The sequence below is a fragment of the Streptomyces sp. NPDC043853 genome, assembly GCF_056436025.1.
In genome coordinates this window covers 1-20,567 of sequence record NZ_JBWKDJ010000024.1, presented here as the reverse complement: position 1 = coordinate 20,567, position 20,567 = coordinate 1, and the positions used below count along the sequence as shown (strand labels likewise).

General features: G+C 72.2%; 17 protein-coding genes. 16 read left to right on the top strand and 1 reads right to left on the bottom strand.

What is annotated here, in order from left to right; all coding sequences use genetic code 11:
* Positions 1-110: 110 nt before the first annotated feature.
* From pyrR to AC067U_RS36405, 14 genes are all read left to right on the top strand, one after another.
* Positions 111-698, top strand: coding sequence for a bifunctional pyr operon transcriptional regulator/uracil phosphoribosyltransferase PyrR (pyrR, locus tag AC067U_RS36470; RefSeq protein WP_393578524.1), 588 nt, complete (start codon positions 111-113; stop codon positions 696-698).
* Positions 699-854: 156 nt separating this feature from the next.
* Complete coding sequence (locus AC067U_RS36465; protein WP_478834159.1) at positions 855-1,844, top strand: aspartate carbamoyltransferase catalytic subunit; 990 nt, start codon at positions 855-857, stop codon at positions 1,842-1,844.
* A 2-nt stretch (positions 1,845-1,846) separates the two neighbouring features.
* A complete protein-coding gene (locus AC067U_RS36460) occupies positions 1,847-3,136 on the top strand; it encodes a dihydroorotase (RefSeq protein WP_478834158.1) in 1,290 nt (429 codons plus the stop codon).
* Positions 3,133-3,729: a PH-like domain-containing protein gene (locus AC067U_RS36455; RefSeq protein ID WP_478834157.1), complete on the top strand. Its 597-nt coding sequence runs from the start codon at positions 3,133-3,135 to the stop codon at positions 3,727-3,729. The genes AC067U_RS36460 and AC067U_RS36455 overlap by 4 nt, the downstream gene beginning before the upstream one ends.
* On the top strand, positions 3,726-4,889 hold the full coding sequence (gene carA, locus AC067U_RS36450; RefSeq protein ID WP_478834156.1) for a glutamine-hydrolyzing carbamoyl-phosphate synthase small subunit: 1,164 nt from the start codon (positions 3,726-3,728) through the stop codon (positions 4,887-4,889). Before AC067U_RS36455 ends, carA begins: the two co-directional genes overlap by 4 nt.
* Positions 4,882-8,190, top strand: coding sequence for a carbamoyl-phosphate synthase large subunit (gene carB / locus AC067U_RS36445; RefSeq protein WP_478834155.1), 3,309 nt, complete (start codon positions 4,882-4,884; stop codon positions 8,188-8,190). The genes carA and carB overlap by 8 nt, the downstream gene beginning before the upstream one ends.
* 99 nt (positions 8,191-8,289) lie before the next feature.
* Entirely contained in the window at positions 8,290-9,399 is a 1,110-nt protein-coding gene (locus AC067U_RS36440) for a quinone-dependent dihydroorotate dehydrogenase (protein ID WP_478834154.1), read from the top strand.
* Positions 9,396-10,232 carry an orotidine-5'-phosphate decarboxylase gene (gene pyrF, locus AC067U_RS36435; protein WP_478834153.1) on the top strand — a complete coding sequence of 279 codons (837 nt, stop codon included), beginning with the start codon at positions 9,396-9,398 and terminating at the stop codon, positions 10,230-10,232. The genes AC067U_RS36440 and pyrF overlap by 4 nt, the downstream gene beginning before the upstream one ends.
* Positions 10,233-10,445: 213 nt before the next feature.
* The gene (locus AC067U_RS36430; protein WP_016638838.1) at positions 10,446-10,769 is read left to right on the top strand and encodes an integration host factor; all 324 of its coding nucleotides are present in this window, start codon (positions 10,446-10,448) and stop codon (positions 10,767-10,769) included.
* Between the two features lie 61 nt (positions 10,770-10,830).
* Entirely contained in the window at positions 10,831-11,394 is a 564-nt protein-coding gene (gmk, locus tag AC067U_RS36425; protein ID WP_365116917.1) for a guanylate kinase, read from the top strand.
* A gap of 40 nt (positions 11,395-11,434) precedes the next feature.
* Positions 11,435-11,707, top strand: coding sequence for a DNA-directed RNA polymerase subunit omega (gene rpoZ / locus AC067U_RS36420; protein ID WP_004948662.1), 273 nt, complete (start codon positions 11,435-11,437; stop codon positions 11,705-11,707).
* Between the two features lie 74 nt (positions 11,708-11,781).
* Positions 11,782-13,023 (top strand): bifunctional phosphopantothenoylcysteine decarboxylase/phosphopantothenate--cysteine ligase CoaBC, encoded by a 1,242-nt coding sequence (coaBC, locus tag AC067U_RS36415; protein WP_478834152.1) that lies wholly within the window; start codon positions 11,782-11,784, stop codon positions 13,021-13,023.
* Positions 13,024-13,215: 192 nt separating this feature from the next.
* Complete coding sequence (gene metK, locus AC067U_RS36410; protein ID WP_478834151.1) at positions 13,216-14,424, top strand: methionine adenosyltransferase; 1,209 nt, start codon at positions 13,216-13,218, stop codon at positions 14,422-14,424.
* 170 nt (positions 14,425-14,594) lie between these two features.
* On the top strand, positions 14,595-16,727 hold the full coding sequence (locus AC067U_RS36405; protein WP_478834150.1) for a primosomal protein N': 2,133 nt from the start codon (positions 14,595-14,597) through the stop codon (positions 16,725-16,727).
* A gap of 245 nt (positions 16,728-16,972) precedes the next feature.
* Here the strand turns inward: AC067U_RS36405 and AC067U_RS36400 are convergent, their stop codons facing one another.
* The gene (locus AC067U_RS36400) at positions 16,973-17,518 is read right to left on the bottom strand and encodes a hypothetical protein (RefSeq protein WP_478834149.1); all 546 of its coding nucleotides are present in this window, start codon (positions 17,516-17,518) and stop codon (positions 16,973-16,975) included.
* A 340-nt stretch (positions 17,519-17,858) separates the two neighbouring features.
* Here AC067U_RS36400 and fmt point away from each other — a divergent pair, with 340 nt between their 5' ends.
* A complete protein-coding gene (gene fmt, locus AC067U_RS36395) occupies positions 17,859-18,788 on the top strand; it encodes a methionyl-tRNA formyltransferase (protein WP_478834148.1) in 930 nt (309 codons plus the stop codon).
* 74 nt (positions 18,789-18,862) lie between these two features.
* Positions 18,863-20,308, top strand: coding sequence for an RsmB/NOP family class I SAM-dependent RNA methyltransferase (locus AC067U_RS36390; RefSeq protein ID WP_478834147.1), 1,446 nt, complete (start codon positions 18,863-18,865; stop codon positions 20,306-20,308).
* The last annotated feature ends 259 nt before the right edge of the window (positions 20,309-20,567 follow it).

The following is a 20,567-nucleotide window of genomic DNA, read 5'->3' as shown; positions in this document are numbered from 1 at the left end:
GACCCCCGGTGCGGAGCCCCTCGGGCAGCCCTGGTAACGTGGCTCGCGTACATCAGTACACAGACGTCCTTTAAGAACCGTCCCGTGAGGCGGAGAAGGAGGTCCTCTTCATGGACGCCCAGGCAGCTCAGCTCGAGACCGGCGACGCCCGCCCCGTACTGGAGGCGCAGGACATCGCCCGGGTCCTCACCCGTATCGCCCACGAGATCGTCGAACGCGCCAAGGGCGCCGACGACGTGGTGCTCCTCGGCATTCCCACCCGCGGTGTGTTCCTCGCCCGCCGGCTGGCCGCGAAGCTCGAGGAGATCACCGGAAGCAAGATCCCGGTCGGCTCCCTCGACATCACCATGTACCGCGACGACCTGCGGATGAAGCCCGCCCGTGCGATCGGCCGCACCGAGATCCCCGGTGACGACATCGACGGCCGGCTCGTGGTCCTCGTCGACGACGTGCTCTTCTCCGGCCGCACCATCCGCGCCGCGCTGGACGCCCTCGGCGACCTCGGCCGCCCCCGCGCCGTGCAGCTCGCGGTCCTCGTCGACCGCGGCCACCGCGAGCTCCCCATCCGTGCCGACTACGTCGGCAAGAACCTCCCCACCTCGCTGCGGGAGGCCGTCAAGGTCCAGCTCCAGGAGGAGGACGGCCGTGACGCCGTACTGCTCGGCCAGCGGACCGACCGGGCGGCCGGGCAGCAGTAGCCCGAACGGGGCCGGGTCCGGATGCGGACCTGCGCCCCGCCGCGCCCTGCACTGCCCGACTTGCCCCGTTCTGCCCCGTGCCCTGCCCGGCACTCAGGCCACAGTGGCGCCCCGCGCCGCATCCGCTGACCCTCCCGACCCCTACGGAGCACCCAGATGAAGCGCCACCTCATCTCGGCCGCCGACCTCACGCGCGACGACGCCGTCCTCATCCTCGACACCGCCGAGGAGATGGCCCGCGTCGCCGACCGGCCGATCAAGAAACTGCCCACCCTCCGCGGCCGCACGATCTGCAACCTGTTCTTCGAGGACTCCACCCGCACCCGGATCTCCTTCGAGGCCGCCGAGAAGCGCCTCTCCGCAGACGTCATCAACTTCGCCGCCAAGGGTTCCTCGGTGTCCAAGGGCGAGTCCCTGAAGGACACCGCCCAGACCCTGGAGGCCATGGGCGTCGACGCCGTGGTCATCCGGCACCACGCCTCCGGCGCCCCCTACCGCCTCGCCAACTCCGGCTGGATCGACGCCCCCGTCATCAACGCCGGCGACGGCACCCACCAGCACCCCACCCAGGCCCTGCTCGACGCCTTCACCATGCGCCGCCGCCTGGTCGGCCGCGACGCCGGCCTCGGCAAGGGCCTCGACGGCCGCCGCATCACCCTCGTCGGCGACGTCCTGCACAGCCGCGTGGCCCGCTCCAACGTGGACCTGCTGCACACCCTCGGAGCCGAGGTCACCCTGGTCGCCCCGCCCACCCTGGTCCCGGTCGGCGTCGAGAACTGGCCCTGCGAGATCTCGTACAGCCTCGACGAGGTGCTGCCGAAGTCCGACGCGGTGATGATGCTGCGTGTGCAGCGGGAGCGGATGAACGCCGCCTTCTTCCCCACCGAGCGCGAGTACTCGCGCCGCTACGGCCTGGACGCCGAGCGGATGGCGAAGATGCCCGAGCACGCCATCGTCATGCACCCCGGCCCGATGGTCCGCGGCATGGAGATCACCGCCGAGGTCGCCGACTCCGACCGCTGCACGGTCGTCGAGCAGGTCGCCAACGGCGTGTCCATCCGCATGGCCGTCCTCTACCTGCTGCTGGGCGGCTCCGAGCCCGCCGTCACCACCACCCCCGCCGCGCGCACCGAGGAGAACAAGTAACCATGAGCAAGATCCTTATCCGTGGCGCGAAGGTACTGGGCGGCGAGCCGCAGGACGTCCTGATCGACGGCGAGACCATCGCCGAGGTCGGTGCGAACCTCTCCGCCGACGGCGTCGACACCGTCATCGAGGCGGCCGGCCAGGTCCTCCTCCCCGGCCTCGTCGACCTGCACACCCACCTGCGCGAGCCCGGCCGCGAGGACTCCGAGACCGTCCTCACCGGCACCCGTGCCGCCGCCACCGGCGGCTACACCGCCGTGTTCGCCATGGCCAACACCTTCCCGGTCGCCGACACCGCCGGCGTGGTCGAGCAGGTCTACCGCCTCGGCCAGGAGGCCGGCTACTGCGACGTCCAGCCCATCGGCGCGGTCACCGTCGGCCTGGAGGGCAAGAAGCTCTCCGAGCTGGGCGCCATGCACGAGTCCGCCGCCAAGGTCACCGTCTTCTCCGACGACGGCAAGTGCGTGGACGACGCAGTGATCATGCGCCGCGCCCTGGAATACGTGAAGGCCTTCGGCGGAGTCGTCGCCCAGCACGCCCAGGAGCCCCGCCTCACCGAGGGCGCCCAGATGAACGAGGGCGTCGTCTCCGCCGAGCTGGGCCTCGGCGGGTGGCCGGCCGTCGCCGAGGAGTCGATCATCGCCCGCGACGTGCTGCTCGCCGAGCACGTCGGCTCCCGCGTGCACATCTGCCACCTCTCCACGGCCGGCTCCGTCGAGATCGTCCGCTGGGCCAAGTCCCGCGGCATCGACGTGACCGCCGAGGTCACCCCGCACCACCTGCTCCTCACCGACGAGCTGGTCCGCTCGTACAACCCGGTCTACAAGGTCAACCCGCCGCTGCGCACCGAGCGCGACGTGATGGCCCTGCGCGAGGCCCTGGCCGACGGCACGATCGACATCGTCGCCACCGACCACGCCCCGCACCCGCACGAGGACAAGGACTGCGAGTGGGCCGCCGCCGCCATGGGCATGGTCGGCCTGGAGACCGCCCTCTCCGTGGTCCAGCAGACCATGGTCGAGACCGGCCTCCTGGACTGGGCCGGGGTCGCGGACCGCATGTCCTCCGCCCCGGCGCGCATCGGCAGCCTGTCCCACCACGGACGCCCCGTCTCGGCAGGTGAACCCGCGAACCTGACCCTGGTCGATACCTCGTACCGTGGTGTCGTGGACCCCGCACACTTCGCCTCCCGCAGCCGCAACACGCCCTACGAGGGCCGCGAGCTGCCGGGGCGCGTCACTCACACCTTCCTGCGGGGCCGGGCAACGGTCGTGGACGGGAAACTCGCGTGACACCTGCAGTAATCCAGCTGGCCCACAAGGCCGCCGTGGCATCCGAACAGAAGTCGGCGGAGGTGACGGACTGGGGCGCGCGCATCGCGTGGGTGGCCGGGCTCCTCCTCTTCATCGCCTTCGTGTACTGGCTGATGCGGCAGGGCTGGAAATGGCGGGGGGCCCTGCAGAACGACCTGCCGGAGCTGCCCGCCGCACCCGACGGACTCCCCGAGCACCGGCTGGCCCTGACCGGCCGGTACCACGGGTCCACCACCGCCGGGCAGTGGCTCGACCGGATCGTGGCACACGGCCTGGGTGTCCGCAGCCGGGTCGAGCTCACCCTCACCGAAGCGGGCCTCGACGTGGTCCGTCCGGGGGCAACAGATTTCTTCGTACCGGCCGCGCAGCTGCGCGGCGCCCGCCTCGACAAGGGAATCGCGGGCAAGGTACTCACCGAGGGCGGTCTGCTCGTCGTCACCTGGGCGCACGGCGACAAGCTGATCGACTCCGGATTCCGCTCCGACCGCGCGGCCGAGCACGCCGCCTGGGTCGAGGCGATCAACTCCATGAACCAATCCACCACCACCACGACGGAAGGCGCCGAACGATGACGACCTCCACCAGGGGAGCAGCCAAAGCTCCCGCCGTACTCGTCCTGGAGGACGGGCGCGTCTTCCGCGGCCGCGCCTACGGAGCCGTGGGGGAGACCTTCGGCGAGGCCGTGTTCTCCACCGGCATGACCGGCTACCAGGAGACCCTCACCGACCCGTCGTACCACCGCCAGGTCGTGGTGATGACCGCCCCGCACGTCGGCAACACCGGCGTGAACGACGAGGACCCCGAGTCCTCGCGGATCTGGGTCAGCGGCTACGTCGTCCGCGACCCCGCCCGCGTCCCGTCCAACTGGCGCTCGCAGCGCTCGCTGGACGAGGAGCTGGTGCGGCAGGGCGTCGTCGGCATCTCCGGCATCGACACCCGCGCCCTCACCCGCCACCTGCGCGAGCGCGGTGCCATGCGCGTCGGCATCTTCTCCGGCGAGGCGTGGACCGGCGTCCGCGAGGAGGCCCTGGTCGCCAAGGTCCAGGCCGCCCCGCAGATGAAGGGCGCCAACCTGTCCGCCGAGGTCGCCACCAAGGAGACCTACGTCGTCCCCGCGATCGGTGAGAAGAAGTTCACCGTCGCCGCCGTCGACCTGGGCATCAAGGGCATGACCCCGCACCGGATGGCCGAGCGCGGCATCGAGGTGCACGTGCTGCCCGCCACCGCCACCGTCGAGGACGTCTACGCGGTCAACCCGGACGGCGTGTTCTTCTCCAACGGCCCCGGTGACCCGGCCACCGCCGACCACGCCGTCTCCGTCATGCAGGGCGTGCTGGAGCGCAAGACCCCGCTCTTCGGCATCTGCTTCGGCAACCAGATCCTCGGCCGCGCGCTCGGCTTCGGCACCTACAAGCTGAAGTACGGCCACCGCGGCATCAACCAGCCGGTGCAGGACCGCACCACGGGCAAGGTCGAGGTCACCGCGCACAACCACGGCTTCGCCGTGGACGCCCCCCTCGACAAGGTCTCCGACACCCCCTACGGCCGCGCCGAGGTCTCCCACGTCTGCCTCAACGACAACGTGGTGGAGGGCCTCCAGCTGCTCGACCAGCCGGCCTTCAGCGTCCAGTACCACCCCGAGGCGGCCGCGGGCCCGCACGACGCCGCGTACCTGTTCGACCGCTTCACGTCTTTGATGAGCACCGCACTGATGGAGGGCCAGCGTGCCTAAGCGCACCGATATCCAGTCCGTCCTGGTCATCGGCTCCGGCCCGATCGTCATCGGCCAGGCCGCTGAGTTCGACTACTCCGGTACCCAGGCCTGCCGCATCCTCAAGGCCGAGGGCCTGCGGGTCATCCTGGTGAACTCCAACCCGGCGACGATCATGACCGACCCGGAGATCGCCGACGCCACGTACGTCGAGCCGATCACCCCCGAGTTCGTCGAGAAGATCATCGCCAAGGAGCGCCCCGACGCGCTCCTGCCCACCCTCGGCGGCCAGACCGCCCTGAACACCGCCATCTCCATGCACGCGCAGGGTGTGCTGGAGAAGTACGGTGTCGAGCTGATCGGCGCCAACGTCGAGGCCATCAACAAGGGCGAGGACCGCGACCTCTTCAAGGGTGTCGTCGAGGCCGTCAAGGCCAAGATCGGCTACGGCGAGTCCGCCCGCTCGGTCATCTGCCACTCCATGGACGACGTCCTCAAGGGCGTGGACACCCTCGGCGGCTACCCGGTCGTCGTCCGCCCCTCCTTCACCATGGGCGGCGCCGGCTCCGGCTTCGCCCACGACGAGGAGGAGCTGCGCCGCATCGCCGGCCAGGGCCTGACGCTCTCCCCGACCACCGAGGTGCTCCTGGAGGAGTCCATCCTCGGCTGGAAGGAGTACGAGCTGGAGCTGATGCGCGACAAGGCCGACAACGTCGTGGTCGTCTGCTCCATCGAGAACTTCGACCCGATGGGCGTGCACACCGGTGACTCGATCACCGTCGCCCCGGCGATGACGCTGACCGACCGCGAGTACCAGCGCCTCCGGGACATCGGCATCGCGATCATCCGCGAGGTCGGCGTCGACACCGGCGGCTGCAACATCCAGTTCGCGATCAACCCGGTCGACGGCCGCGTCATCGTGATCGAGATGAACCCGCGCGTCTCCCGCTCCTCGGCGCTGGCGTCGAAGGCCACCGGCTTCCCGATCGCCAAGATCGCCGCGAAGCTGGCCATCGGGTACACCCTCGACGAGGTCCCCAACGACATCACCGAGAAGACCCCGGCCTCCTTCGAGCCGACCCTCGACTACGTGGTCGTCAAGGCGCCCCGCTTCGCCTTCGAGAAGTTCCCGGCCGCCGACGCCACCCTCACCACCACCATGAAGTCGGTGGGCGAGGCCATGGCCATCGGCCGCAACTTCACCGAGGCGCTCCAGAAGGCCCTGCGCTCCCTGGAGAAGAAGGGCTCGCAGTTCACCTTCGTCGGCGAGCCGGGTGACAAGGCGGAGCTGCTGGCCACCGCGGTCCGCCCGACCGACGGCCGGATCAACACGGTCATGCAGGCGATCCGGGCCGGCGCCACCCAGGAGGAGGTGTTCGAGGCCACCAAGATCGACCCGTGGTTCGTCGACCAGCTCTTCCTGATCAAGGAGATCGCCGACGAGCTCGCCGCCGCCGAGAAGCTCGAGCCCGAGCTGCTCGCCGAGGCCAAGCGGCACGGCTTCTCCGACGTCCAGATCGCCGAGATCCGCGGCCTGCGCGAGGACGTCGTCCGCGAGGTCCGGCACGCCCTCGGCGTCCGCCCGGTCTACAAGACGGTCGACACCTGCGCCGCCGAGTTCGCCGCCAAGACCCCGTACTTCTACTCCTCCTACGACGAGGAGACCGAGGTCGCACCGCGCGAGAAGCCCGCGGTGATCATCCTGGGCTCCGGTCCGAACCGCATCGGCCAGGGCATCGAGTTCGACTACTCCTGCGTCCACGCCTCCTTCGCCCTGAGCGACGCCGGCTACGAGACCGTGATGGTCAACTGCAACCCGGAGACCGTCTCCACCGACTACGACACCTCCGACCGCCTGTACTTCGAGCCGCTCACGCTCGAGGACGTGCTGGAGATCGTCCACGCCGAGTCCCTCGCGGGCCCGATCGCGGGCGTCGTCGTCCAGCTCGGCGGCCAGACCCCGCTGGGCCTCTCCCAGGCCCTGAAGGACAACGGCGTGCCGGTCGTCGGCACCTCCCCGGAGGCCATCCACGCCGCCGAGGACCGCGGCGCCTTCGGCCGCGTGCTCCAGGAGGCCGGCCTGCCCGCCCCCAAGCACGGCACCGCCACCACCTTCGCCGGCGCCAAGGCCATCGCCGACGAGATCGGCTACCCGGTCCTGGTCCGCCCGTCCTACGTGCTCGGCGGCCGCGGCATGGAGATCGTCTACGACGAGGCGCGCCTGGAGTCGTACATCGCCGAGTCCACCGAGATCTCCCCGACCCGCCCGGTGCTGGTCGACCGCTTCCTCGACGACGCCATCGAGATCGACGTCGACGCCCTCTACGACGGCGAGGAGCTCTACCTCGGCGGCGTGATGGAGCACATCGAGGAAGCCGGCATCCACTCCGGCGACTCGGCCTGCGCCCTGCCCCCGATCACCCTCGGCGGCTACGACATCAAGCGCCTGCGCGCCTCCACCGAGGCCATCGCCAAGGGCGTCGGAGTCCGCGGCCTGATCAACATCCAGTTCGCGATGGCCGGGGACATCCTCTACGTGCTGGAGGCCAACCCGCGCGCCTCCCGGACCGTCCCCTTCACCTCGAAGGCGACCGCGGTCCCGCTGGCCAAGGCCGCCGCCCGCATCTCGCTCGGCGCCACCATCGCCGAGCTGCGCGCCGAGGGCCTGCTGCCCAGGAACGGCGACGGCGGCACCCTGCCCATGGACGCGCCGATCTCCGTCAAGGAGGCCGTGATGCCGTGGAGCCGCTTCCGCGACATCCACGGCCGCGGCGTGGACACTGTCCTCGGCCCGGAGATGCGCTCCACCGGCGAGGTCATGGGCATCGACTCGGTCTTCGGCACGGCCTACGCCAAGTCGCAGGCCGGCGCGTACGGCCCGCTGCCCACCAAGGGCCGCGCGTTCATCTCGGTCGCCAACCGCGACAAGCGCTCGATGATCTTCCCGGCCCGCGAGCTGGTCGCCCACGGCTTCGAGCTGATGGCCACCTCCGGCACCGCCGAGGTCCTCAAGCGCAACGGCATCAACGCCACCGTCGTGCGCAAGCAGTCCGAGGGCGAGGGCCCGAACGGCGAGAAGACCATCGTCCAGCTGATCCACGACGGCCAGGTCGACCTGATCGTCAACACCCCGTACGGCACCGGCGGCCGCCTCGACGGCTACGAGATCCGTACGGCGGCGGTGTCGCGCGGCGTCCCGTGCCTGACCACCGTCCAGGCACTCGCCGCGGCGGTCCAGGGCATCGACGCCCTCAACCACGGCGACGTGGGCGTCCGCTCCCTCCAGGAGCACGCGGAGCACCTGACCGCGGCCCGCGACTAGCAGCCCGTACGAAAGGGGGGCACCGGCGACAGCGACCGGTGTCCCCCCTTTCATGAGGTCATTCCGAGCACACAAGGGAATCAAGGGGCAATTCGGACGATGTACAAGCTGTTCTTCAATCTGGTCTTCAAGCGGATGGATCCCGAGCAGGCCCACTACATGGCCTTCCGCTGGATCCGCCTGGCCGCCCGCACTCCGGTGCTGCGCACCTTCGTCGCCGCCTACCTCGCCCCCCGCCACAAGGAACTCCGCACCGAGGCCCTGGGCCTGCGCTTCCACGGCCCCTTCGGCCTGGCCGCCGGCTTCGACAAGAACGCCGTCGCCATCGACGGCATGTCCATGCTCGGCTTCGACCATGTCGAAATCGGCACCGTCACGGGCCAGGCCCAGCCGGGCAACCCCAAGAAGCGCCTGTTCCGCCTCGTGCCGGACCGCGCCCTGATCAACCGGATGGGCTTCAACAACGAGGGCTCCGAGGCCGTCGCGGCCCGCCTGGCGGCCCGCAACCCGGTCTTCAGGACCGTCGTCGGCGTCAACATCGGCAAGACCAAGGTCGTACCGGAGGCCGAGGCCGCCGCCGACTACGTGCTCTCCACCGAGCGGCTCGCCGGCCACGCCGACTACCTCGTGGTCAACGTCTCCTCGCCCAACACCCCCGGCCTGCGGAACCTCCAGGCCACCGAGTCCCTGCGCCCGCTGCTGACCGCCGTGCGCGAGGCCGCCGACCGTACGGTCACCGACCGCCGGGTGCCGCTCCTGGTCAAGATCGCTCCCGACCTCGCCGACGAGGACGTGGACGCCGTCGCCGACCTCGCCCTGGAGCTCGGCCTGGACGGCATCATCGCCACGAACACCACGATCGCCCGCGAGGGCCTGGGGCTGAAGTCCTCCCCGGCCCTGGTCAAGGAGACCGGCGGACTCTCCGGCGCCCCGGTCAAGGAGCGCTCCCTGGAGGTCCTGCGCCGCCTGTACGCCCGCGTGGGCGACCGGATGGTCCTGGTCGGCGTCGGCGGCATCGAGAACGCCGAGGACGCCTGGCAGCGCATCCTGGCCGGCGCCACCCTGATCCAGGGCTACAGCGCCTTCATCTACGAGGGCCCCTGCTACGCCCGCGCCATCCACAAGGGCCTGGCCGCGCGCCTGGCCGCCAGCCCCTACGCCACCCTCGCCGAGGCCGTCGGCGCCGAGACCCGGAAGGCCAGCCTGTGACTCTCTCCTTCGGAACCCGCCTCCGTGAGGCCATGGACGCCCGGGGCCCGCTGTGCGTGGGCATCGACCCGCACGCCGCCCTGCTGTCCTCCTGGGGCCTGAACGACGACATCGCGGGCCTGGAGCGGTTCTCCCGCACGGTCGTGGAGGCCCTGGCCGACTCCGTGGCGGTCTTCAAGCCGCAGGCCGCGTTCTTCGAGCGGTTCGGCTCCAAGGGCATCGCCGTCCTGGAGCGGGCCGTGGCGGACGCCCGCGCGGCCGGCACCCTGGTCGTCATGGACGCCAAGCGCGGCGACATCGGCTCGACCATGGCCGCGTACGCCGAGACCTTCCTGCGCAAGGACTCCCCGCTGTTCTCGGACGCGCTGACCGTCTCCCCGTACCTGGGCTACGGCTCCCTGAAGCCCGCCGTCGACCTGGCCCGGGAGAACGGCGCCGGCCTGTTCGTCCTCGCGCTCACCTCCAACCCCGAGGGTGCCGAGGTCCAGCGCGCGGTCCGCGAGGACGGCCTGACCGTCGGCGCGACCATGCTGGCCCACCTGGCGGCGGAGAACGCCGGCGCCGAGCCCATGGGCTCCTTCGGCGCGGTGGTCGGCGCCACCCTCGGCGATCTGTCCGCCTTCGACCTGGACATCAACGGCCCGCTCCTCGCCCCCGGCATCGGCGCGCAGGGCGCCACCGCCGCGGACCTCCCGGCGGTCTTCGGCGCCGCGGTCCGCAACGTGGTCCCGAACGTCTCCCGGGGGGTCCTCCGGCACGGCCCGGACGTCTCCGCGCTGCGGGCCTCCGCGGCGGCTTTCGCGGCCGAGATCCGCGAGGCCGTCTCCGGCTGACCGAGAGATTTGACGAAATCGCAGGTCGGCCGTCGGACAAAACCGGGGTATTTTGTCCGTGATGTGCGGTTCGGTGGATGCTGACCAGGACTTTTCGTTCGTTCTCGCTGACTGGAGCGGTCCTGGCCGCTAGTCTCCGAGCAGAGCGAACGAGCACCACTGTTCGTGAGCTCGGTCCGTATCCGACAGTTCGACATCCGAGGTGACGTAGGCGTGGCTCTTCCGCCCCTTACCCCTGAACAGCGCGCAGCCGCGCTCGAAAAGGCCGCCGCGGCTCGCCGGGAGCGGGCCGAGGTGAAGAATCGACTCAAGCACTCCGGCGCCTCCCTGCACGAGGTCATCAAGCAGGGCCAGGAGAACGACGTCATCGGCAAGATGAAGGTCTCCGCCCTCCTTGAGTCGCTGCCCGGCGTGGGCAAGGTCCGCGCCAAGCAGATCATGGAGCGCCTCGGCATCTCCGAATCCCGGCGTGTCCGGGGTCTCGGCTCCAACCAGATCGCCTCTCTGGAGCGTGAGTTCGGCGGCAGCGGCGCCTGAGGCGTCGCCCGAAGTTCGTCCCGTGTTCCCGAGCAGTCTCAAGAACCGGGATAATCGCTTCATGGCAGCAGAGGTTCGTCCGCGGCTGACCGTGCTCTCCGGCCCCTCCGGGGTCGGCAAGAGCACGGTCGTCGCGCATATGCGCAAGGTCCACCCCGAGGTCTGGCTCTCGGTGTCGGCCACCACCCGCAAGCCGCGGCCCGGTGAGCGGCACGGAGTCCACTACTTCTTCGTCACGGACGACGAGTTCGACAAGCTGATCGCCAACGGCGAACTGCTCGAGTGGGCCGAGTTCGCGGGCAACCGCTACGGCACCCCCCGAGGGGCGGTGCTGGAGCGGCTCGAGCGCGGCGAACCCGTCCTGCTCGAGATCGACCTGCAGGGCGCCCGGCAGGTCCGGGAGTCCATGCCGGAGGCCCAACTGGTCTTCCTTGCCCCGCCGAGCTGGGACGAGCTGGTCCGTCGGCTCACCGGCCGCGGGACCGAGCCGCCGGAGGTCATCCAGCGCCGACTCGACACCGCGAAGATCGAACTCGCCGCCGAATCCGAGTTCGACACCACCCTGGTCAACACCTCCGTCGAGGACGTGGCGCGTGAGCTGCTAGCCTTGATGGAAGTTGTTTGATCGTTTGTTTGGTCATTTACCCATCTTCGGAAGGTAGAGCGTGTCCTCTTCCATCACCGCGCCCGAGGGCATCATCAACCCGCCGATCGACGAGCTGCTCGAGGCCACCGACTCGAAGTACAGCCTCGTGATCTACGCGGCCAAGCGCGCGCGTCAGATCAACGCGTACTACTCGCAGCTGGGTGAGGGCCTGCTCGAGTACGTCGGCCCGCTGGTGGACACCCACGTCCACGAGAAGCCGCTGTCGATCGCCCTGCGCGAGATCAACGCGGGTCTGCTGACCTCCGAGGCCATCGAGGCCCCGGCCCAGTAAGGCACGAGAACCTTCACCACAGGCCCGGCAGCACCGCTGCCGGGCCTGTGGTGTGTCATAGGTGAGTACGTCTCATGGACAACGGACGAGCGGGAGACGCAGTGGACAAGCCGAAGGTCGTGCTGGGGGTCAGCGGCGGGATCGCCGCGTACAAGGCGTGCGAGCTGCTGCGCCGGCTGACCGAATCCGGACACGACGTACGGGTCGTGCCGACCGCGTCCGCCCTGAACTTCGTCGGCGAGGCCACCTGGGCCGCGCTCTCCGGCAACCCGGCCGGCACCGAGGTCTGGGAGAGCGTGCACGAGGTGCCGCACGTCCGCATCGGCCAGTCCGCCGACCTCGTCGTGGTCGCCCCCGCCACCGCGGACATGCTGGCCAAGGCCGCCCACGGCCTCGCCGACGACCTCCTGACGAACACCCTGCTCACCGCGCGCTGCCCGGTCGTCTTCGCCCCGGCCATGCACACCGAGATGTGGGAGCACCCGGCCACCCAGGAGAACGTGGCCACGCTGCGCCGGCGCGGCGCGCTGGTCATCGACCCCGCCGTCGGGCGGCTCACCGGCAAGGACACCGGGAAGGGGCGGCTGCCCGACCCCGAGGAGATCTTCGAGGTCTGCCGGCGCGTGCTGGCCCGTGGCACCACCGCCCCCGACCTCACCGGCCGCCACGTCGTGATCAGCGCCGGCGGCACCCGCGAGCCCCTCGACCCGGTCCGCTTCCTCGGGAACCGCTCCTCCGGCAAGCAGGGCTACGCCCTGGCCCGCGCGGCGGTCGCCCGCGGCGCCCGGGTCACCCTGATCGCCGCCAACACCGCGCTGCCGGACCCGGCCGGCGCCGACCTCGTACGGGTGGGCACCGCGGTCCAGCTCCGGGAAGCGGTCCTCGCGGCGGCGGCGGACGCGGACGCCGTGGTCATGGCGGCCGCCGTGGCCGACTTCCGCCCGGCCGAGTACGCCGAGGGCAAGATCAAGAAGCAGGACGGCCAGGAGCCCGCCCCGGTCGCCCTGGTGCGCAATCCGGACGTGCTGGCCGAGATCTCCGCGCGACGCGCCCGGGAGGGGCAGGTCGTGGTCGGGTTCGCCGCCGAGACCGACGATGTCCTGGCCAATGGCCGGAAGAAGCTGGCGCGCAAGGGCTGCGATCTGCTGGTCGTCAACGAGGTCGGCGAGCAGAAGACCTTCGGTTCCGAGGAAAACGAGGCCGTGATCCTCGCATCCGACGGGACGGAAACCCTTGTGCCCCATGGCCCGAAGGAAGCACTGGCGGATGTGATCTGGGACCACGTCGCCGCCCGGCTGACCGCGCCGCGTACCTGACAGAGACACTTGTTTCTGCGTTTCGGATGGCGCAAGAATGTAGTGCCGCAGGTCACACGGCTCCCAGAAGGCGAGACAGGTGGTCTTGCGGGTGGCAGCGCCCGATAAGCTGAACCCGGTACGGTCGGGCGCAGCCCCCGGTACCGTGCCGTCAATCATCAGCCAGCAGCCGCTGCAACCCCAGGGAGCGATGTGTCCCGCCGTCTCTTCACCTCGGAGTCCGTCACCGAGGGCCACCCCGACAAGATCGCTGACCAGATCAGCGACACGATTCTCGACGCCCTGCTGCGCGAGGACCCCACGTCCCGCGTGGCGGTGGAGACCCTGATCACCACCGGTCTCGTGCACGTGGCCGGCGAGGTGACCACCAAGGCCTACGCCCCGATCGCCCAGCTCGTCCGCGAGAAGATCCTGGAGATCGGCTACGACTCGTCCAAGAAGGGCTTCGACGGCGCTTCCTGCGGCGTGTCCGTGTCCATCGGCGCCCAGTCCGCGGACATCGCGCAGGGTGTCGACACGGCGTACGAGAAGCGCGTCGAGGGTGACGAGGACGAGCTCGACAAGCAGGGTGCGGGCGACCAGGGCCTGATGTTCGGTTACGCCACCGACGAGACCCCCGAGCTCATGCCGCTGCCGATCCACCTCGCGCACCGGCTCTCCCGCCGTCTGACCGAGGTCCGCAAGAACGGGACCATCCCGTACCTGCGCCCCGACGGCAAGACCCAGGTCACCATCGAGTACGACGGCGACAAGGCCGTCCGCCTCGACACCGTGGTCGTCTCCTCGCAGCACGCCGCGGACATCGACCTGGACTCGCTGCTCGCCCCCGACATCCGCGAGTTCGTCGTCGAGCACGTGCTCAAGGAGCTCATCGAGGACGGCATCAAGCTGGACACCGAGGGCTACCGCCTGCTGGTCAACCCGACCGGCCGCTTCGAGATCGGCGGCCCGATGGGCGACGCCGGCCTCACCGGCCGCAAGATCATCATCGACACCTACGGCGGCATGGCCCGCCACGGTGGCGGCGCCTTCTCCGGCAAGGACCCGTCGAAGGTCGACCGCTCGGCCGCCTACGCCATGCGCTGGGTCGCCAAGAACGTCGTCGCGGCCGGCCTCGCGGCCCGCTGCGAGGTCCAGGTCGCGTACGCGATCGGCAAGGCCGAGCCCGTCGGCCTGTTCGTCGAGACCTTCGGCACCGAGAAGACCGACGTCGCCAAGATCGAGCACGCCATCGGCGAGGTCTTCGACCTCCGCCCGGCCGCGATCATCCGCGACCTCGACCTGCTCCGCCCGATCTACGCCCAGACCGCCGCCTACGGCCACTTCGGCCGCGAGCTGCCGGACTTCACCTGGGAGCGCACCGACCGCGTGGACGCGCTGCGCGCGGCCGCCGGCCTGTAAGACCCGTACGACCGCGCGGCGCGCCGCACGGGAGCACGGGGGCACCACACCGAGCACCACGAGGGCCCGGACCGGCAACGGTCCGGGCCCTCCGTGCGTCGGGCGGGCGGACGCCCTCCGCGCGTCCCCAGCCCCCCGACGGTGTCAGCGGCTCCTGCGAGAATGCTGCTGTGAGCAGCGACAACGAATCCGAGGCCTCCGAGGCAGCAGGCGGACCGCCGGAACAGCTCGCGCTCATCCGGGAGGTGGTGGCCGAGGCGAAGGCGAGGAACGCGGCCGAGGAGAAGGCCAAGCCGCGCACCTGGCGCGGAGCGCCGCTGGCCGAGCACCTGCCGATCGCCCGGATCGTGGTCAACAAGGGCGTCCTCCACCTGGACCGGCTCTTCGAGTACGCCGTCCCCGCCCACCTCTCCGAAGATGCCCGCCCCGGCGTCCGGGTGCGCGTACGGTTCGGCGCCGGCCGGGGACGCGTCCGCGACGGCCGCCGCGAGGGCGGCGGACTGGTCGACGGCTACCTCGTCGACCGGGTCGCCGAGGCCGAGTACCAGGGCCCGCTGGCCGCCCTCGCCCAGGTCGTGTCGCCCGAGCCGGTGCTCTCCCCGCGGATGCTCGCCCTCACCCGCGCCGTCGCCGACCGCTACGCCGGCAGTCTGGCCGACGTACTGCAGCTGGCCATCCCGCCCCGGCACGCCAAGGCGGAGGAACGCCCCTCCCCGGCCCCCCGGCCCCGCCCGGCCGCACCGGAACCCGGCGGCTGGGCGCGCTACCAGGCCGGGCCCGCCTTCCTGAACGAACTCGCCTCCGGCGCCAACCCGCGGGCCGTGTGGACCGCCCTGCCCGGACCCGGCTGGCCCGAGGAACTCGCCCGGGCCATGGCCGCGACGCTCGCCTCGGGCCGCGGAGCGCTGGCCGTCCTGCCCGACGGGCGGGCCGCGGACCGGGTGGACCGGGCGCTCACGGATCTGCTCGGCCCCGGGCTGCACGTCCTGCTGACCGCCGAGTCCGGCCCCGAGAAGCGCTACGCCCAGTGGCTCGCGGTGCACCGCGGCTCGGTGCGCGCGGTGATCGGCACCCGCGCCGCGATGTTCGCGCCCGTACGCGACCTGGGGCTGGTCGCGCTCTGGGACGACGGGGATTCCAGCCACAGCGACGACCGCATGCCCTTCCCGCACGTCCGGGAGGTCCTGGAGCTGCGCGCGGTGACCGAGGGCTGCGGCTTCCTGCTGGGCGGCACGAGCTGCACCGTCGAAGCGGCCCAGCTGGTGGAGACGGGCTGGGCGCGGCCGCTGATCGCGGACCGGGCCACCGTACGGGCGGCTGCCCCCCGGGTCCGGACCGTCGGCGACGAACTGCTGGCCCGGGACGAGGCGGCCCGTGCCGCCCGGCTGCCGAGCCTGGCCTGGGAGACCGTGCGGGAGGGACTCAAGACCGGCCCGGTCCTCGTCCAGGTGCCCCGGCGCGGCTACGTGCCGCGGCTCGCCTGCGAACGCTGCCGCACCCCGGCCCGCTGCCGCCACTGCTCCGGCCCGCTGCAGGCCCCCGATGAACGGGACCTCGCCTGCGGCTGGTGCGGCCGCCCCGAACCGGCCTGGCACTGCGAGGAATGCGGCTCGTTCCGGCTGCGGGCCAGTGTGGTCGGCGCCCGGCGGACCGCCGAGGAGCTCGGGCGCGCCTTCCCGGCCGTGCCCGTACGCACCTCCGGGCGGGACCACGTACTCGAACGCGTGCCGGAGGCCCCCGCCCTCGTCGTGTCCACGCCCGGCGCCGAACCGGTGGCCGAAGGTGCCGGATACGCGGCGGCCCTGCTCCTGGACGGGTGGGCGATGCTCGGCTTTCCCGACCTGCGGGCCGGCGAGGAGGCGCTGCGCCGCTGGATCGGCGCGGCCTCGCTGGTGCGCGGCGAGGGCCAGGTGGTCATCGTGGCCGAGCCCACCCTGCGGCCGGTGCAGGCCCTGGTCCGCTGGGACCCGGTGGGCCACGCCCTGCGGGAACTCGCGGAACGCGCCGAGCTGAGGTTCCCGCCGGTGTCCCGGATGGCCTCGGTGGTCGGCCGGGAGGAGGCGGTGGCCGCCTTCCTGGCGCTGGCGGAACTGCCGGCGGACGCGGAGATCCTCGGCCCGGTCCCCGTGCCGGGACGCCGGGGCGAGCCCTCCCCGGGCGTACGCGCGCTGGTCCGTGTCCGCCCGGGCAGCGGCGCCGCCCTGGCCGCCGCCCTGAAGTCGGCCCAGGCGGGCCGCCTGGCCCGGGGGGTCCCCGCGGCGGACGCGGTACGCGTTCGGATCGACCCGCTGGACATCGGCTGAGCCGCCGGGCTGCCGGGCCGCGGGGCCGCGGGGCCGCGGGGCCGCGAGCTCGGTGTGAGCGGGCCTGCGGCCCGGCGCGTGCCGGGGGCGCAGGCCGGTTCGCCGGATATGACGACCGCCCGGCACCCGGAGGTTTCCGGGTGCCGGGCGGTCCGCGGCTCGCGGTGTTCAGCCCTCGTGGGCGCCGGCGGTCGCGGCAGTCGGCCGTTCGCGGGGTGGCCGACGCAGGTCGGTCGTCGCCCGGGTCAGGCGTTGCCGGGGTCAGCCGCGGCCGGGGTCAGCCGTTGCCGGGGGCCCGGGAAAGCCCCCGGGCGGGAACCGGCCGCCGCGGACTCCTCGCGCAGTGGCTGCGGCGGGACGGTACGGGCGGCCGGGACCGTGGGCAGGCCGATGGCCCGGGTGTTCGTGGCCTCGGCCACCGGCTCCGCCGCCTCGGCGGCCTGCGCACGGCGCGCCCCGTACCGTCGGTGCACCGCCTGCTTGGTGACCCCGAGTGCGGAACCCACCGCGTCCCACGAGAAGCCGAGCGAGCGGTCGAAGTCGACCGCGGCGGTGACCAGCGTCTCGACGCTGTCCCGCAGTTCCTGCGCGAGTCGGACGGTCGGCGCGGGTGCCCGCCCGTAGACGACGAAGCCCGTGGAGGGGCCGGAGCGGCGCGGGCGGTATACGTTTCCGAGCTGCGCGGTGAGGGTACGCAGAGCATCCACCTGCCGGCGGACCCGTTCGATGTCCCGCACCAGGAGGTGCAGACTGGCCCGCGCTTGGGCGTCGTGGGTGGCGTGGTCGGCCATGAACAAGCCTCTCGAACCGGTGCTGAGGAGCGGATCGGACCGCACACCCCGTTGCCGGACGCGGCCCGTACTGGTCAATCTCTCTTGACCAACGCGCCATACGGCGAGGAAGTCACGCACCAGGGGCGTGTCGGCATATGCGAGAGGCGCGCGTATGTGCGTACGCCCCCTGTCCGGACGCCCCATAGGATGGTGCGTTGCCGATCACGCGGCGGGGCCGGGAGGTCCGGCCGCGCCATCGGCCGGGCCGCCACCGGGCCGCCACCGAGCCGCACCGAGCTGCCACCGAGCCGCACCGAGCTGCCACCGAGCCGCCGCCGAGAAACGAGGTAGGAACCCAGTGAAGCTCGTCTTCGCAGGCACCCCCGAGGTCGCCGTGCCCGCCCTGGACGCCCTGATCGCCTCCGGGCGCCACGAGGTCGCGGCCGTCGTCACCCGCCCCGACGCGCCGGCCGGCCGCGGCCGGCGGCTGATCGCCAGCCCCGTCGCCGAGCGGGCGGAAGAGGCCGGCATCGAGGTCCTCAAGCCGCTCAAGCCCCGCGACCCCGAGTTCCAGCAGCGGCTGCGCGAGATCGCGCCCGACTGCTGCCCCGTCGTCGCCTACGGCGCGATCCTCCCGCAGAGCGCCCTGGACATTCCCCGGCACGGCTGGGTCAACCTGCACTTCTCGCTGCTGCCCGCCTGGCGCGGCGCCGCCCCCGTACAGCACTCGATCATGGCCGGCGACCAGGTCACCGGCGCGTCCACCTTCCGGATCGTGCAAGGACTGGACGCCGGCCCGGTGTTCGGCGTGCTGACCGAGGACGTCCGGCCCACCGACACCAGCGGCGACCTGCTGACCCGCCTGGCCTTCGCCGGCGCCGGACTGCTCGCCGCCACCATGGACGGCATCGAGGACGGCACCCTGCGCGCGGTCCCGCAGCCCGGCGACGGCATCTCCCTCGCCCCGAAGATCACCGTCGAGGACGCCCACATCGACTGGAAGGCGCCGGCCCTGCGCGTCGACCGCGTGGTGCGCGGCTGCACCCCGGCACCCGGCGCATGGACCGTCTTCCGCGGCGAACGGCTGAAGCTGGTCTCGGTGGGCCTGGTCACCGAGCGGACCGACCTCGCCCCCGGGGAGATCGCCGTCGCCAAGAACAACGTGTGGGTCGGGACGGGCTCGCACGCGGTGGAGCTGCTCTGGGTGCAGCCCCAGGGCAAGAAGCCGATGAAGGGCGCGGACTGGGCCCGCGGGGTCCGGATCGCCGCTGGTGAGCGGGTGGGCTGAGGGGACGTAGGCTGAGGGGGACGGGGCTTGGAACCCGTCCCCCTCATCTCCTTTGATCCCGGAGCACCTTTCCCGTGAGTGAGCAGCCTCGCCGCAGTGGCCAGAAGCAGGCCAAGCCGTACCGCCGTCCCAAGAAGGACCCCGTCCGCATCCTCGCCTTCGAGGCGCTGCGCGCCGTGGACGAGCGCGACGCGTACGCGAACCTGGTGCTGCCGCCGCTGCTGCGCAAGGCCCGCCAGGACGAGAACTTCCAGGCCCGGGACGCCGCGCTGGCCACGGAGCTCGTCTACGGGACCCTGCGCCGCCAGGGCACGTACGACGCGATCATCGCCGCCTGCATCGACCGGCCGCTGCGGGAGGTGGACCCGCCCGTCCTGGACGTGCTCTCACTGGGTGCGCACCAGCTGCTCGGCACCCGGATCCCGACCCACGCGGCGGTGTCGGCGAGCGTCGAGCTGGCGCGGGTGGTGCTGGGCGACGGGCGCGCGAAGTTCGTGAACGCGGTGCTGCGCAAGATCTCCGCCCACGACCTCGACGGCTGGCTGGAGCAGGTGGCCCCGCCCTACGAGGAGGACGCCGAGGACCACCTCGCGGTGGTCCACTCGCACCCGCGCTGGGTGGTCTCCGCGCTGTGGGACGCCCTGGGCGGCGGCCGGGCCGGCATCGAGGACCTGCTGGAGGCGGACAACGACCGCCCCGAGGTCACGCTGGTGGCCCGCCCGGGCCGGGCCACGACCGAGGAGCTGGTCGACGCCGTCGGCGAGGAGTCCGCGCTGCCGGGCCGCTGGTCGCCGTACGCCGTCCGGCTGGCGGAGGGCGGTGAGCCGGGCGCGCTGGAGGCGGTGCGGGAAGGCCGGGCCGGAGTCCAGGACGAGGGAAGCCAGCTGGTCGCCATCGCGCTGGCGAACGCGCCGCTGGAGGGTCGGGACGAACGCTGGCTGGACGGCTGCGCCGGTCCCGGCGGCAAGGCGGCGCTGCTCGGCGCGCTGGCGGCCGAGCGCGGCGCGTTCCTGCTGGCCTCGGAGAAGCAGCCGCACCGCGCGCGGCTGGTGGAACGGGCGCTGGCCGGGAACCCCGGCCCGTACCAGGTCATCACGGCCGACGGCACCCGCCCGGCGTGGCTGCCGGGCTCCTTCGACCGCATCCTGATGGACGTCCCGTGCTCGGGGCTGGGCGCCCTGCGCCGCCGCCCGGAGGCGCGCTGGCGGCGGCGTCCGGAGGACCTGGACGGCTTCGCACCGCTCCAGCGGTCGCTGCTGCGCGAGGCGCTGGCGGCGGTCCGGGTCGGCGGCGTGGTCGGGTACGCGACCTGCTCCCCGCACCTGGCGGAGACCCGCGTCGTCGTGGACGACGTCCTGAAGGGCCGAGGCGGCGCGGCGCCCGCCGCGGCGGAACTCATCGACGCCCGCCCCCTGATGCCGGGCGTCCCGGCCCTGGGCGACGGCCCGGACGTCCAGCTGTGGCCGCACCTGCACGGGACGGACGCGATGTACTTGGCGCTGCTGCGGCGGGTGGCGTAGGGGGAGGGGGTACGGGGCTGCTGACGCGGCCCGCTCCACCCCCCGAGCCCTGCCGGGGCCGGTCGGGGGTTGCCCACCCGCCCCCTGGCACCGCCGTAGCGAGCGGAGCGAGGCGGTGGGGCGGGGTGGGGTTTGCCGAGGCTTCGCCTGGGCGGGGGTGAGCGGGTGCCCGGGGGCTGCCCGTCAGTCCCAGTGTCATTACGTGCCGGCCGTCGGCGTCAAGGGCGCTCCCGTTGGTCGCGTCGGCAAGCCGATGGCC